Origin of the sequence: Mesorhizobium sp. B283B1A (assembly GCF_020165735.1) — a bacterium.
In the GTDB taxonomy this organism is placed as follows: Bacteria; Pseudomonadota; Alphaproteobacteria; order Rhizobiales; family Rhizobiaceae; genus Mesorhizobium; species Mesorhizobium opportunistum.
Genome location: NZ_JAIUIQ010000001.1, coordinates 1 through 14,459 on the forward strand (window position 1 = coordinate 1; position 14,459 = coordinate 14,459).

Annotated in this window: 16 protein-coding genes; 7 read left to right on the plus strand and 9 right to left on the minus strand. The window is 63.1% G+C overall.

Going from position 1 to position 14,459, the window contains the following annotated elements:
• Positions 1 to 125 precede the first annotated feature (125 nt).
• The 8 genes from LB577_RS00005 to LB577_RS00040 all read right to left on the minus strand — a co-directional run bounded on the left by LB577_RS00005 (position 126) and on the right by LB577_RS00040 (position 8,796).
• Positions 126 to 1,616, minus strand: coding sequence for a replicative DNA helicase (locus LB577_RS00005; RefSeq protein ID WP_013896310.1), 1,491 nt, complete (start codon positions 1,614 to 1,616; stop codon positions 126 to 128).
• A 219-nt stretch (positions 1,617 to 1,835) separates the two neighbouring features.
• On the minus strand, positions 1,836 to 2,813 hold the full coding sequence (locus LB577_RS00010; protein WP_224685044.1) for a small ribosomal subunit Rsm22 family protein: 978 nt from the start codon (positions 2,811 to 2,813) through the stop codon (positions 1,836 to 1,838).
• A gap of 2 nt (positions 2,814 to 2,815) precedes the next feature.
• Positions 2,816 to 3,139 (minus strand): YnfA family protein, encoded by a 324-nt coding sequence (locus tag LB577_RS00015; protein WP_224685045.1) that lies wholly within the window; start codon positions 3,137 to 3,139, stop codon positions 2,816 to 2,818.
• 93 nt (positions 3,140 to 3,232) lie between these two features.
• On the minus strand, positions 3,233 to 4,525 hold the full coding sequence (locus tag LB577_RS00020; protein ID WP_224685046.1) for an SAM-dependent methyltransferase: 1,293 nt from the start codon (positions 4,523 to 4,525) through the stop codon (positions 3,233 to 3,235).
• Positions 4,526 to 4,787: 262 nt separating this feature from the next.
• Positions 4,788 to 5,372, minus strand: a complete 585-nt coding sequence (rplI, locus tag LB577_RS00025; protein WP_224685047.1) for a 50S ribosomal protein L9 — start codon at positions 5,370 to 5,372, stop codon at positions 4,788 to 4,790.
• Between the two features lie 264 nt (positions 5,373 to 5,636).
• Positions 5,637 to 5,885 (minus strand): 30S ribosomal protein S18, encoded by a 249-nt coding sequence (gene rpsR / locus LB577_RS00030; protein WP_006203718.1) that lies wholly within the window; start codon positions 5,883 to 5,885, stop codon positions 5,637 to 5,639.
• Complete coding sequence (rpsF, locus tag LB577_RS00035; RefSeq protein WP_224685048.1) at positions 5,885 to 6,376, minus strand: 30S ribosomal protein S6; 492 nt, start codon at positions 6,374 to 6,376, stop codon at positions 5,885 to 5,887. The genes rpsR and rpsF overlap by 1 nt, the downstream gene beginning before the upstream one ends.
• A gap of 467 nt (positions 6,377 to 6,843) precedes the next feature.
• Positions 6,844 to 8,796, minus strand: coding sequence for an LTA synthase family protein (locus LB577_RS00040; RefSeq protein WP_263495765.1), 1,953 nt, complete (start codon positions 8,794 to 8,796; stop codon positions 6,844 to 6,846).
• Positions 8,797 to 9,049: 253 nt separating this feature from the next.
• Here LB577_RS00040 and fabD point away from each other — a divergent pair, with 253 nt between their 5' ends.
• From fabD to fabF, 6 genes are all read left to right on the plus strand, one after another.
• Entirely contained in the window at positions 9,050 to 9,988 is a 939-nt protein-coding gene (gene fabD, locus LB577_RS00045; protein WP_224685050.1) for an ACP S-malonyltransferase, read from the plus strand.
• 55 nt (positions 9,989 to 10,043) lie between these two features.
• On the plus strand, positions 10,044 to 10,265 hold the full coding sequence (locus LB577_RS00050) for a ribbon-helix-helix protein, CopG family (RefSeq protein WP_031258550.1): 222 nt from the start codon (positions 10,044 to 10,046) through the stop codon (positions 10,263 to 10,265).
• Positions 10,249 to 10,515 (plus strand): type II toxin-antitoxin system RelE family toxin, encoded by a 267-nt coding sequence (locus tag LB577_RS00055; protein ID WP_224685051.1) that lies wholly within the window; start codon positions 10,249 to 10,251, stop codon positions 10,513 to 10,515. Before LB577_RS00050 ends, LB577_RS00055 begins: the two co-directional genes overlap by 17 nt.
• A gap of 31 nt (positions 10,516 to 10,546) precedes the next feature.
• Complete coding sequence (gene fabG / locus LB577_RS00060; RefSeq protein ID WP_224685052.1) at positions 10,547 to 11,284, plus strand: 3-oxoacyl-[acyl-carrier-protein] reductase; 738 nt, start codon at positions 10,547 to 10,549, stop codon at positions 11,282 to 11,284.
• A 211-nt stretch (positions 11,285 to 11,495) separates the two neighbouring features.
• Positions 11,496 to 11,732, plus strand: a complete 237-nt coding sequence (locus LB577_RS00065; protein WP_006203723.1) for an acyl carrier protein — start codon at positions 11,496 to 11,498, stop codon at positions 11,730 to 11,732.
• A 34-nt stretch (positions 11,733 to 11,766) separates the two neighbouring features.
• Complete coding sequence (gene fabF / locus LB577_RS00070; RefSeq protein ID WP_013896299.1) at positions 11,767 to 13,029, plus strand: beta-ketoacyl-ACP synthase II; 1,263 nt, start codon at positions 11,767 to 11,769, stop codon at positions 13,027 to 13,029.
• Here the strand turns inward: fabF and LB577_RS00075 are convergent.
• Positions 13,017 to 13,289 carry a hypothetical protein gene (locus LB577_RS00075; protein WP_224685053.1) on the minus strand — a complete coding sequence of 91 codons (273 nt, stop codon included), beginning with the start codon at positions 13,287 to 13,289 and terminating at the stop codon, positions 13,017 to 13,019. The two genes, fabF and LB577_RS00075, sit on opposite strands and share 13 nt — an antisense overlap.
• Between LB577_RS00075 and mltG the strand changes: the two genes are divergently transcribed.
• The gene (mltG, locus tag LB577_RS00080) at positions 13,288 to 14,370 is read left to right on the plus strand and encodes an endolytic transglycosylase MltG (RefSeq protein ID WP_224685054.1); all 1,083 of its coding nucleotides are present in this window, start codon (positions 13,288 to 13,290) and stop codon (positions 14,368 to 14,370) included. The two genes, LB577_RS00075 and mltG, sit on opposite strands and share 2 nt — an antisense overlap.
• The last annotated feature ends 89 nt before the right edge of the window (positions 14,371 to 14,459 follow it).

Below are 14,459 nucleotides of genomic sequence, written 5' to 3' on the forward strand. Positions count from 1 at the left end.
GAAAGCTGGCGAAATCCGACACGCAATTCGATCTCCCCCCTCGTGGGGGAGATGGCCGGCAGGCCAGAGGGGGGCGCCGTAGAGCGCCTTGGTTCCCTATTTCTGTTGCGACCGCTGGCAAGAGGCTACTCAAACCTCTCCGCGATATGGTGTTCCTCGGCAAGGTCGGAGAAGCGGGTGAATTCGCCGTGGAAGGCGAGCGTCACCGAGCCCGTCGGGCCGTGGCGCTGCTTGGCCACGATCACCTCGGCCTTGCCGCGCATTTCGTTCATCTCGTTTTCCCACTTGACGTATTCTTCCGTGCCGAGCTTCGGCTCGCGGTTCTTGAGGTAATACTCCTCGCGATAGACGAAAATCACGACGTCGGCGTCCTGCTCGATCGAACCCGATTCACGCAAGTCCGAAAGCTGCGGGCGCTTGTCGTCACGGCTTTCGACCTGGCGCGAGAGCTGCGACAGCGCGATGATCGGCACGGCCAGTTCCTTGGCCAGTGCCTTCAGGCCGGTGGTGATCTCGGTGATTTCCTGCACGCGGTTCTGCGAAGACTTGGCGCTCGAACCCTGCATCAGCTGAATATAGTCGATGACGATCAGGTCAAGGCCGCGCTGGCGTTTCAGCCGCCGGGCACGGGCCGAGAGCTGGGCGATCGAGATACCACCGGTCTGGTCGATGAACAGCGGGATCTTCTGCATGGTCTGCGAACAGGCGACCAGCTTCTCGAAGTCCATTTCGGTGATTTCACCGCGGCGGATCTTCGAGGAGGAGATTTCCGTCTGTTCGGAAATGATGCGGGTGGCGAGCTGTTCTGACGACATTTCGAGCGAGAAGAAGCCGACGACGCCGCCATTGGCCGCCTTGAACGAGCCATCGGCCTGCTGCGCCGGCTCATACATCTCGGCGATGTTGAAGGCGATGTTGGTGGCGAGCGACGTCTTACCCATGCCTGGACGGCCGGCGATAATGATCAGATCGGACGCCTGCAGGCCGCCCATGCGGCGGTCGAGATCGCGCATGCCGGTGGCAAGGCCCGACAGATGGCCGTCGCGCATATAGGCGGCGTTGGCCATGTCGACCGCGGTCTTGACCGCGTCTGTGAAGCTCTCGAAGCCGCCATCGTAGCGTCCGGTTTCGGCCAGTTCGAAAAGGCGGCGCTCGGCATCCTCGATCTGCTCGGATGGCGACATGTCGACCGGCGCGTCATAGGCGATGTTGACCATGTCCTCGCCGACGGTGATCAACGCCCGGCGCGTGGCCAGATCGTAGATGGCGCGGCCATAGTCCGTGGCGTTGACGACGGTGACGGCCTCGACCGCCAGCCGCACGACATATTGCGCCACCGTCATGTCGCCGACCTTCTCGTCGGCCGGCAGGAAGGTCTTCAAGGTGATCGGCGTCGCCACCTTGCCCATGCGGATGAGCTCGGCCGCGACATCGAAGATCTTGCGGTGCAAGGGTTCGTAGAAATGGCCGGACTTCAGGAAGTCGGAGACACGATAGAAGGCATCGTTGTTGACGAGGATCGCACCAAGCAGCGCCTGCTCGGCTTCGATGTTGTTGGGCGATTCGCGATAGAGCGGTTGCTCCGCCACGCCGAATTTTCGTGCTGCCTCTGCCATGATATCCCCGATGTCGATCCCGGCTTCTCGATATCAGAACGAGACGAATCGATGCTGACCTTTCTGCATCATCGCATGACCAACCAGCCTTGATGCCCGTTGTTCACAGGCGCGGCGAACCGTCCACAGGAGAGTGCTTCCAAGCCCCGATTCCGATTGACTCGGAAAGGCGCAGTCCCTACCCGAGTCGTTGGAACAGATCAAGAACAATCTTGGCGATCAGGCGCCTCCTTCGTCCAGCGTATCGCCCCAGTCCAGGCGCCGTGCCGCCTTGAACAGATCACCGTCGCGTTTGGTCAGCAGTTTTTCGCCGGCGCTGCCGTCCGTTCCGCAAAGCTTGAGCAGAACCTTGCCTGAGCCGGACTTTGGCGGTGCGATCACCCGCGCGCCACGCGCGGCGGCCGGTTGGCGCGAGGCGGCGACAAAAATGAACTTCTCGTCTTCCCACGGCACTTCCGCCTCCTTGGCCAGCCGGTGCAGGCGCGAGCGGGCGACGCGGCGGGAAAAGTGGCACCAGTCGGGCGGGGCGAGCGGGCAAGGCGCCTCATGCGGACAAGGCGCCAGCAGATGCGCGCCGGCCGCGATCAACCGCGCGCGCACCGCCAGGATTCTCTGCCAGCCGGCAGGCGTGCCCGGCTCGACAACGAGCAGCGTGTCGGCCGTGAGGTGCCAAAGCCGGTCGACAAGCTTCGGCAGGGATGCCGGAATGATCTCGTCCAGCACATAGGTACACGTCACCAGCTCGGCCGGCTCGAGATCGGCGAGGTCGATGGTGGCGTCGCCGGCCAGCCATTGGGTCCGGGCAGCGACTGCGCCGGCGGCGAGCGTCTCGCCGACCTTGCGTGCCGCCGCACTGGCTTCGAGGAGCACCGCCTGTTCGAGGTCGGGGCAGAGGTCCATCGTGGCCCAAAGCACCGTACCAGGCCCGGCTCCGATATCGAGCAGGGATTTTGGAACGAAATCAGGCCGGGCTTCATTCAGCGCATCGAGGCTGGCGCGGACCGCGGCATAGGTCGCTGGCAGCCGCGTCGCGAGATAAGCGTGCACGGCCAAATCCTGCGCCATGTGCAGGCGGCCGTCGCGCAGCTCGGCACGGTAGCGGTCGGAAAGCGTTTTCGCCGCTTGCTTCAGGGTCGCGAGCGGGATGTTTTCAAGCAGGCGCTCGACCCCTTGGCGAAGTGGCGCTGGCAATTCCATGGTCAGGCTCCGCGCGGTGCGAGCAGGATGACCGAGGCTCCGGCCATGCAGAGGACCGCGCCGGCAAGATCCCAGCGGTCGGGCCGCACGCCTTCCACCAGCCACAGCCAGGCGAGCGACGCGATGATGTAGATGCCGCCATAGGCGGCATAGGCACGGCCCGCCGCATTGATGTCGACCAGTGCCAGGAGCCAGGCGAACAGGACGAGCGAGACGAAGCCCGGCGCCAGCCAGAGCGGCGACCTTTCCAGCCGCCACCATGCCCATACCGAAAAGCAGCCGGCGATCTCGGCCAGGGCCGCGGCAACATAAAGGAGATAGCTCATGAAAAAGGCCTCGCGACGATCACGAGGCCTTTTTCAGGGCAGGGGCGCGCGAAGGCAAGCGCCAACAGCGAAAGCGTACGAACGTTCCCGTTTCTATTCCGCCACCTTGCGGCGACGGGCAGGCTTGGCGGGCTTCTCGATGGGAGCCGCCTCGCGGCGGCCCAGGTCGCGCATTTCCAGCGCCTTTTCGCATTTGGCCATATAGTCGCGGGCCATCGGCAGCGTGTCGTTCTTCTTGGTGATCTGGAACTGAAAGATGACCAGGTCCTGCCAGCGGAAGGCAGCTTCCGAGGCGGCCAGATAGAATTCCCACATGCGGCAGAAGCGTTCGTCGTAGATCGCCTTGGCCTTGTCGCGGTTGGCGGCGAAGCGCTGACCCCAGTGCTTCAGCGTATCGGCGTAGTGGAGCCGCAGGATCTCGACGTCGGTGACCACGAGGCCGGATTTCTCGATCGCCGGCAGTACCTCCGACATTGCCGGGATGTAGCCGCCCGGGAAAATGTACTTGCGGATGAAGGCACTGGTCGCCCACGGCACACCGGAACGGCCGATCGTGTGCAGCAGCATGACGCCATCAGGCTTCAGCAGTGTCGCGGACTTGTCGAAGAAGGTGCGGTAGTGGTTGACGCCGACATGTTCGAACATGCCGACCGAAACGATGCGGTCGAAACGCTCGTTGAGCTCGCGATAGTCCTTCAGCTCGAAATGGACGTGGTTTTCCAGCCCCTGCGCGTGCGCCCGGTCGGTGGCCACGCCATGCTGTTCGGTCGACAGCGTCACGCCCTGCACGTCGACGTCGAAAGCCTTGGCGAGATAGAGCCCAAGCCCGCCCCAGCCGGAGCCGATGTCGAGCACCGTCTGGCCGGCCTTCAGCCTGAGCTTGGCGGCGATATGGCGCTTCTTGGCGGCCTGCGCCTCGTCCAGCGTCATGTCCGGCTGTTCGAAATAGGCGCAGGAATACTGCATGTCCTCGTCGAGGAAGAGCCGGTAGAGATCGCCCGACAGATCGTAATGGCGCTGCACGTTGCGGCGCGAGCGCGAGGCGGTGTTGATCTGCTGCAGGCGGCGGAAGGCGTGACGCAGGCCCTCGATGGCTTTCGACCAGGTCGCGTCGATGCCGCCACTGCCCATGTTCTGGAAGGCAATGCGCATCAGCCCGAGCACGCCGCCTTCGAGAATGTCGAGTTCGCCGTCCATGTAGGATTCAGGCACCGCCAGCATCGGATCGAACGTGATGGCGCGTTCGGCATGTCGGGTCTTGATGTGCAGATGCACCGGCTCGCCGCTGCCGTCGCCGAATACGAATGTCGAGCCCTGTGGCCCGGTCACTTTGAGACTGCCGGTGCGAACCAGGCGATCGAGAACGCGCTTCAAGAGAATATTCATGACCTAATGTCCCCAGGGTGCCTTACGCATGGCCCGAAAACCGCAATCGACTTTCGGACAGGATTATGCGCCGAACTCCAATTCCACAACGTCCTTTGCGCGTCCAAAGGACGCGCGACGATCTAGTCTGCAACAATATATGGGGACCCGGAAAGTTCCTTTTGGCACAAAAAAGCCCGGGCGAGAGGCCCGGGCGTTGGTCCACAAAGGACGGATAACGGCAATGTGATCGGAGCTTGGCTCCAATCCCTGCGGGGTAAGATCAGGCGTTGTCTTCGCCGCCTTCGAACTCGGCATTCGGATCGAAGAAGTTTTCCGGCCGGGCGTTGTCGTTGATGTCGTCGCCATAAATGGCTTCGGCGGTGGTCAGCGTCTCGCCCTTGGCCTGGCGTTCGGCTTCGTCGGCCGTGCGGGCGATGTTGAGCGTGATCGTGACTTCGACTTCCGGATGCAGCGCGATCGCCACATTGGTGACGCCGATGGTCTTGATCGGCTGGTTGAGCTGGATCTGGTTGCGGTTGACCGTGAAACCTTCGGCCGTCAGCAGGTCGGCGATGTCGCGCGTCGACACCGAACCGTAAAGCTGGCCGGTCTCGCCGGCCGAGCGGACGGCGATGAAGCTCTTGCCGTCGAGCTTTTCGGCAATCTGGGCGGCTTCCGACTTACGCTCGAGGTTGCGGGCCTCGAGCTGGGCGCGCTGGCCTTCGAACTTCTTCTTGTTGGCCTCGTTGGCGCGCAGCGCCTTGCCCTGCGGCAAGAGGAAATTGCGGGCAAAGCCGTCCTTGACCTTGACGGTATCACCCATCTGGCCGAGGCGGGAAACGCGTTCGAGAAGAATGACTTCCATGGTTTTGTTCCTTTCAGTTTGGCATCGATCTCGGAATCGTTGCCGATTCTTGGGAACAGGTCAGGAAGCAAAGGGGCGTTGCCGCCGGTGTCGCTGTCCTGCCTGTCGGCAGTTAGAGGCTTTGGCCTCAACCCGGGATTTCCTGCATGTCGCCCAAAAGTGGTTTCCCGGTTTTGGGACCACGACATGCATCGTCAAGACACTCCAGCGGCGCCCGTCGCCGTGGAGAAAAGCGGGCGACAAAGCCGCCCGCTCGGAGAAATTTTAGCGGACCACGTAAGGCAGCAGGCCGAGGAAGCGGGCGCGCTTGATCGCCTTGGCGAGCTCACGCTGCTTCTTCTGGCTGACCGCGGTGATGCGCGACGGCACGATCTTGCCGCGCTCGGAAATGTAGCGCTGCAGGAGACGCACGTCCTTGTAGTCGATCTTGGGCGCGTTGGCGCCGGAGAACGGGCAGGTCTTGCGGCGACGGTGGAACGGGCGCCGGGTCGGGATCTGGTTGATGTCGACCATTATTCTGCACCCCCTTCAAGGCTTTCGCGCGGACGGCGCGGACCACGCTCGCCACCGGCATCGCCGAAGCTGCGCGGCGGACGGTCGCCGCGATCGCGGTCGCCGAACGAACGCGGGCCACGGTCACCACGGTCGCGGTCGCCGAAGCCACCGCGCTCCGAGCGCTCTTCGCGCTTCTGCATCATCGCCGAGGGGCCTTCCTCATGCGCCTCGACCTTGATGGTCAGGAAGCGCAGCACGTCCTCGGACAGGCCCATCTGACGCTCCATCTCGTTGAGCGCTGCCGGCGGGCAGGTGAGGTCCATCAGCGTGTAGTATGCCTTCCGGTTCTTGTTGACCCGGTAGGTGAGGGACTTCAGTCCCCAGTTCTCGACCCGGCCGACCGACCCGCCATTTGCTGCGATGACGCCCTTGTACTGTTCGACAAGCGCATCGACCTGCTGCTGCGAGAGGTCCTGCCGGGCAAGAAACACATGTTCGTAAAGAGCCATTATGTCTTCGCCTTTCTTCGTTTCTCTCCCGGTTCCCGGCGGCAAAAGCCTCTGCAACTTCTCTGACCCGGATCCCTTGAGGGGCGGGGAAGAAAGGAGCATGACGAGACGGTCGAGAGCGGAGACACGGGAGGCGGAAGCACTTCTGGCTTCACGCGAAGGTTTTTGAGAAAGCCTCCGGCCCTCCGTTCAGCCCCCAGCTAGGACCGGCAGATTGCGGGCGTCTATATAGCAATCCGCAGGGAAGGCAAGGGCGTGCGGCGTTCGCGATGTCGCAGGGGAGCCTGTGGCGCAAGGGGGCGATGTCGGAGGGAAGATCAAATGGCGACAACCGCAAGACTTTGCGACTTCCCCGCAGCGGCAAGCATTTCCGGGGATGAGATGCTTCTCAAGAGCAGATCGCCAACAAGTTCTCGAAGCTGCAACTAACGAATTGAGTGTTCGATCCCCTCAGAGGGACTGCAGGCTCAACTCATGTGGGCTACGACCTTGTCGACCGTTTCGGGAAAGAAGTCCGGCGCCGCGTGCCGCTTGCCGAACATCATGTCATATTGCAGCAGACGAAAGTCGCGGATGGCCGGATCGATGTCCTTCTGCCGCGCCCAGTCGGGCGTGGCTTCCCCGGCCGGTGTCAGCAACAGGTTGCGGTCGACGACGCGGTAGCGTTCGCGCATCTCGCCCAGGAAGCCCGTGTAGTAGGGATGGGTGATGCCGGCCGTCTTCAGGATATGATAAGGCAGGAAGGCGGGGCTGACCGCGCCCAGATCCTCGGCCGGGCCGGTGCGGTTCGACCAGATGACCAGCGGCGTCTCGTGATGCTGAAGGGCGTCCTGCGGTGACGCCTCCTTGCGCGGCGCGACATTGTCCTTGAGGAAGCCGGTTTCGACGTAAACCGGGCCCAGCGGCGGCAGATGGTCGCCGAAGAAGGCGATCACCGTGGGACGGGAGCGCTTCTTTGCCCATTCGACGAGGCGCTCGAGACCGCGATCGGCATCCGCGGATCCCTCCGCATAGCTCAGCAGCGATTCACGCGCCCACTGGCTGATCGGCGCCTGCACCTTGTGGGTCGGGTTGTAGTAGCGGTTCGGCTCGTAGGGACCATGGTTCTGCAGGCTGACCGCGAAGAAGAACACCGGCTGCTCGCTGGCGTCGGCTTCGCGGATGATCTCGTCGGTCATCGCCGCATCCGATGCCAGCGGTCCGCGCTTCTCCATCGGCGGCAGCGTCTCTTCAGACTTGAAGTCGTTGAAGCCGAAATCGGCGTACACCGCGCCACGGTTCCAGAACCAGTTGGTGCCTGGATGTATGGCACGCGCCTGGTAACCCTCGCTCTTCAGGAAGGTTGCCATCGACGGCGTCGGGGTGCGCACATATTGCTGGTAGGGGATGCTGCCGGCCGGCAGGAAGGCGTTCGAGAAGCCGGTCAGCGCTTCGAACTCGATATTGGCGGTCATGCCGCCGAATTCGGGCGAGAACATATAGCCCGAGCGCAACGCCCGCACATTGGGAATGGGGTCCGGCGTGATGGTTACCCCGGGCAGTTTGGTCGGATCCCAGAACGATTCGCTCATGACGACAATGATGTCCGGCTTCTCGGCGGGCACGGAGGCTGTCACCGCCGGCCTCTCGATCGCGGCGATCGCCTTGTCGGAATAGTCGGCCGGCGCCGAGACATGCGCCATCGGCACGTTGAGCGCGAAGGCGAGCGCAAAGCCGTTGGAGGCGTAGTTTTCCTTTTGATCCCACATGATCGGGATGATCTGCAGCCGGTCCCTGGTCCACGAGAAGGTGGCGTAGTCCATGATCGAGACAAAGAAGGCGAGCAGCGGAACCGCCAGCGTCAGCCGGGCGAGGCGGCCCTTGCGGCTGAGTGCGAGGACCTTGCGGCGCCACAGCCGCCAGCCATAGACGAGCAGCGACAGGCCGGCGACGATGCCGACGACCATGGCGAGCGCGGTCATTGGCCGGTCGCGCACCAGCAATGGCAGCAGGGCGACGATCTGGCGGGCGTAGAGGAAATCCGTCGGATAGAGCGGATCGCCGAGATAATGCGACTTCTGATGGCCGACAAAGGCTAAAGACAGGGTCAGCGGAGCCACGATCATCAGGCTCTGGTGGCTACGGCCGAGCACGGCGTCGAGGCCGATCAGGATCAGCGCGAAGACAACGATCGTGGTCCAGCCCGGCTTGAGCGGCTGCAGGAAGAAAGAGACGGTGCCGGCGAAATCACCGCGCACGATCAGTTCGATGGCGAACACCAGGATGGCCGCGATCGCCAGGCTGATCAGCCCGTACCGGACAACCGGCCATCTCCGGCCCGGCAGGTAGCCGGTGGACGGATCGTCTTCCAGGAATTGCGGCACGGCTTTACCGCTACGTTTCGAACTCTTTGTCACTTCAACTTCCCCACCCAGCGACAAACACGTCACTCGATTGTCATATAATTGTCACGCAAAGCTAGCGCCTGTGGCGGAAATAAGAAGAGCCAGCAAACGATTCGTGAGCGGTTTTCATCAGGAGTGATCGCCAAAAAGCCTTTGGGAACAGGCACTCGGCGGTTGACGAAGCCGCCCGGCAGGGGCGAACTGGACTTGACTTGGCGGCCTGCCTTGCGTCACAGGCAAGAAAAACCCGCCTATCAGGCAAGCAAAACCAGCCCTTGGGAGCCCTCGCATGGCCGTCGCATTCACCTTTCCGGGACAAGGCAGCCAGGCTGTCGGCATGGGCAAGGATCTCGCCGATAGCTTTCCCGAGGCGCGCAGGGTCTTCCAGGAAGTCGACGACGCGCTCGGCGAAAACCTGTCGAAGCTGATCTGGGAAGGTCCCGAAGAGGCCTTAACGTTGACGGCCAACGCACAGCCGGCGCTGATGGCGGTATCGCTGGCGGCCATCAGGGCGCTGGAATCGCGTGGGTTCTCGCTGAAGGACAAGGTCGCCTATGTCGCCGGCCATTCGCTGGGCGAATATTCGGCGCTGGCCGCCGCGGGCTTCGTTTCCGTTGGCGATGCCGCGCGGCTGCTGCGCATTCGCGGCAATGCCATGCAGGCGGCGGTACCTCCCGGCGAGGGCGCCATGGCGGCGATCATCGGACTGGAGCAGGCGGATGTCGAAGCTGCCTGCGCTGAAGCGGCCAAAGGATCTGTCTGCCAGGTCGCCAACGACAACGGCGGCGGCCAATTGGTCATCTCCGGCGCCAAGGCTGCGGTCGAGCTGGCCGCCAGGCTTTGCACCGAAAAGGGCGCCAAGCGGGCGCTGATGCTGCAGGTCTCGGCACCTTTCCATTCGGCGTTGATGACGCCGGCCGCGGAGATCATGCGCGACGCGCTCGCCGAAGTGGCCAAGGCCGCACCGGTGGTTCCGATCGTCTCGAACGTCACAGTCACCCCGACGAGCGACCCGGACGAGATTTCGCGGCGCCTGGTCGAGCAGGTGGTCGCCCGCGTGCGCTGGCGCGAGACGGTCGAATGGTTCGGCGCCAACGGCGTCACCGCGCTCTACGAGATCGGCGCCGGCAAGGTGCTGTCGGGGCTGGCGCGGCGCATCAACCGCGACATCGCCACCGCGTCGGTCGGTGCGGCGGTTGACGTCGAGGCGGCGCTAGCCGCGCTCTGACTTGAATTCCGCCCGGCGCGGCTGTACATGAATACATGTATTCATGGGGATTGCCATGCCGACCTCTATAAGACTGGCTCCCGAGATCGAGGAGCGTCTGGATTTCCTGGCGGCCAGGACCGGCCGCAGCAAGGCTTACTATCTGCGCGAACTCATCGAGCGCGGTATCGAGGAAATGGAAGACTATTACCTCGCCGCTGAAGTTCGGGAGCGGATCAGGCGTGGCGAAGAGGATGTCATGAAGGGCGAGGACTTCTGGCGTGGCCTGGACGCTTGAATACCCCCGTTCAGCGCGCAAATTCGTTGAAAAGCTGGATCCAAAAACGCGGCATCGCATCCGGGACTTCATTGAAAACCGTATCGCGGTGCTCGACAATCCATGTGAAGCCGGCAAGGCGCTGAAGGGCCCTTTGGCGACTTTATGGAGATACCGGGTTGGGGATTATCGCATTATCTGCGATGTGCAGGACAGCCGGCTGGTCGTTCTGGTGGTAACCATCGGCCACCGTGCTGACATCTACAGATAATCGCCCGCCCCATTTGAGAAGAGGACAAGACATGTTCGAATTGACCGGCCGCAAGGCGCTCGTCACCGGGGCATCGGGAGGCATCGGCGAGGCGATCGCCAGGGTACTGCATGCGCAGGGCGCCATTGTCGGCCTGCATGGTACGCGCATCGAGAAGCTGGAGACGCTGGCCAACGAACTTGGCGACCGGGTCAAGCTGTTTCCGGCCAATCTGTCGAACCGCGACGAGATCAAGGCGCTCGGCCAGAAGGCGGAAGCCGATCTGGAAGGTGTCGACATCCTGGTCAACAATGCCGGCATCACCAAGGACGGCCTGTTCGTGCGCATGTCGGACGCCGATTGGGACAGCGTGATCGAGATCAATCTGACCGCGGTTTTCCGGCTCACCCGCGAACTCACCCATCCGATGATGCGCCGGCGCCATGGCCGCATCATCAACATCACCTCGGTTGTCGGCGTAACCGGCAATCCCGGCCAGACCAATTACTGCGCCTCGAAGGCCGGCATGATCGGTTTCTCCAAGTCGCTGGCGCAGGAGATCGCCACCCGCAACATCACCGTCAACTGTGTGGCCCCCGGCTTCATCGAATCGGCAATGACCGACAAGCTCAACGACAAGCAGAAAGAGGCGATCATGGCGGCCATCCCGACGCGCCGCATGGGCACCAGCGTTGAAGTCGCGTCCGCGGTCGCCTATCTCGCCTCCAACGAAGCCGCCTACGTCACCGGCCAGACCGTCCACGTCAATGGCGGCATGGCGATGATCTGAACGAGGCCCGGCGGCAACGCTGCCGGGTTGTGAAAAGAGACCATTTCGCCTTGGACCTCAGCTATTTTTCGTGTAATGCGGCCCGCAACCCGGCGGTTCGGGCAAAAACCGGTCCGTGGCCGTTGCGTTTCCGGCAGGACCATCTTTCAGCTTGATTAGCGGCATTCTGCCCGCTAACGAAGACAGACAAACAAAAGACGAGGATGCCCAAATGAGTGACACCGCAGAGCGCGTCAAGAAGATCGTCATCGAACACCTTGGCGTCGATGCCGACAAAGTGACGGAGCAGGCGAGCTTCATCGACGATCTGGGCGCCGACAGCCTCGACACGGTCGAACTCGTCATGGCGTTCGAAGAAGAATTCGGCGTCGAGATTCCCGACGACGCGGCCGAGACCATCCTGACCGTCGGCGATGCGGTGAAGTACATCGACAAGGCTTCGGCCTGACACTTTCCGCAGTCACCACCGGGGAGGACCTGCGATGAGGCGTGTCGTCGTCACCGGCCTTGGGTTGTTGTCACCGTTCGGCATGGGCTTCGAGCACAGCTGGAAGGAACTCCTGACCGGCCGCAGCGCCGCCAAGCGCATCACCGAGTTCGAGGTGGAGGATCTTGCCTGCAAGATCGCCCACGTCGTTCCGCGTGGCGACGGCAGCAATGCCACCTTCAATCCCGAGGCCGTGCTCGAGCCGAAGGAACTGCGCAAGATCGGCGACTTCATCCTGTACGGGATTGCCGCCGCCGACGAGGCGCTGAAGGATTCCGGCTGGGAACCCAAAACCCATGAAGAGCAGTGCGCCACCGGCGTTCTGATCGGTTCCGGCATCGGTGGTATCGAGGGCATCGCCGAGAACGCGATGATCCTCAAGGAGCGCGGTCCGCGCCGCATCAGCCCTTTCTTCATCCCCGGCCAGATCATCAATCTGGTCTCCGGCCAGGTTTCGATCCGGCACGGGCTGAAGGGCCCGAACCATGCCGTCGTCACTGCCTGCTCGACCGGCGCGCACGCCATCGGCGACGCTGCCCGGCTGATCATGTGGGGCGATGCCGACGTAATGGTCGCCGGCGGTGCCGAAGCGCCGGTGACGCGGCTGTCGATCGCCGGCTTCGCCGCATGCCGGGCGTTGTCGACCGAGCACAATGATACGCCACAGACTGCATCGCGCCCCTACGACCGCGACCGTGACGGCTTCGTCATGGGCGAGGGCGCCGGCGTCGTCGTGCTGGAGGAGCTGGAGCACGCCAAGGCGCGCGGCGCCAAGATCTATGCCGAGGTTACCGGCTATGGCCTGACCGGCGATGCCCATCACATCACCGCGCCCGCCGAGGACGGTGACGGCGCCTTCCGTTGCATGACGGCGGCCCTGAACCGGGCCAAGCTGACGCCTGCCGATGTCGACTACATCAACGCCCACGGCACCTCGACCATGGCCGACACGATCGAGCTCGGCGCCGTCGAGCGGCTTGTCGGCAATGCCGCGTCCAAGATTTCGATGTCGTCGACCAAATCGTCGATCGGCCATCTCCTGGGGGCGGCGGGCGCCGCCGAAGCGATCTTCTCGATCCTCGCGATCAGGGACAATGTCGCACCGGCGACCATCAACCTCGACAACCCCGAACGCGAAACCGCGATCGACCTGGTGCCGAACAAGCCTCGCTCCCGCCAGATCGACGTCGCGCTGTCCAATTCCTTTGGCTTCGGCGGCACCAACGCATCGCTTGTGTTCCAACGCTACAATGGCTGACCGTCCGGCTGCCGGGCGATGCTTTGACGTGTCGTCAATTTTGCCATATTCGCCCCTACTCTGCCGCAGGGGATTCGTTGAGAGATCAAACGGTAGGGCGAAATGAACACAAATCCGGCAGGCAACGGAGAATTCGGGCAACGACCGGCGAGCACTGGGCCGATCGTGCCGAAGACAGCCAGCGAAGCCTTGCGGCCTGAAGCCGGAACGCCGCCGCCGAAGCGCTCGCGCGCTTCTCGCAGCCAGGTCGTCGTGTTCATGAACTTCGTCATCTCCTCGGTGATGCTGATGGTGCTGGCGGCGGGCGTGGCGGTCTACTTCGGCAAGCAGGAATTCACCGAACCCGGCCCCTCGGCCAATGGCGACACTTTCCTGGTCAAGCCGAACACCGGCGTCCAGGATATCGCCGACCAGCTCGAGCGCCGCGGACTGATCAGCGACGCTCGTATCTTCCGGCTTGGCGTGCGTGCCTTCGGCAACGATTCCGCGCTCAAGGCCGGTGAATACGAGGTCAAGCCCAGGGCATCCATGCGCGACATCATGGAGCTTTTGAAGAGCGGCAAGTCGGTGATGTACTCACTGACGATTCCGGAAGGATTGACGGTCGAGCAGGCTCTGCAGCGTATCGCCGGCGAGCCCGCCTTGAGCGGCGACATGCCGGCCAAGACGCCTCCCGAGGGCAGCCTGGCCACCGACACGCTGCGTTTCACGCGGGGTGCGACGCGCCAGCAGATGATCGACAAGTTGCTGGGCGATCAGAAGAAGCTGGTCGACGAGGTATGGCAGCGGCGCGCGCCGGACCTGCCGCTGTCGAACGTCGACGAGTTCGTCACCCTGGCCTCGATCGTCGAGAAGGAAACCGGCAAGGGTGACGAGCGTTCACGGGTGGCCGCGGTCTTCCTGAACCGGCTGGCCAAGGGCATGCGCCTGCAATCCGATCCAACCATCATCTATGGTCTGTTCGGCGGCAAGGGCAAGCCGGTGGACCGGCCGATCTACCAGTCCGACATACAGAAGCAGACGCCTTACAACACCTATCTGATCAGCGGCCTGCCGCCGACGCCCATCGCCAATCCGGGGCGTGCGGCACTTGAGGCCGTGGCCAATCCATCGAAGACCGACGATCTCTATTTCGTTGCCGATGGCACTGGCGGTCACGTTTTTGCCGCAACGCTGGACGAGCACAATGAAAACGTCGCCCGCTATCGTGCGTTGCAGAAGAAGCAGGCCGATGAGGCGGCCAAGGCCGCTGCGGCCCCTGGTGCCAGCGGCGATACCGACAAACCTGCTGACACCATCGACGGTGGCGACGCCGGCGGCGATGCGGGCGCCGCCCAGTAAGACGAAAGGCTGGAAGGGCGACAGCCCCAACATTTGAAGCAACGCCACGCGTCCGATTTCAACGTCCCGCGGCGTGATCATTTTTAAGC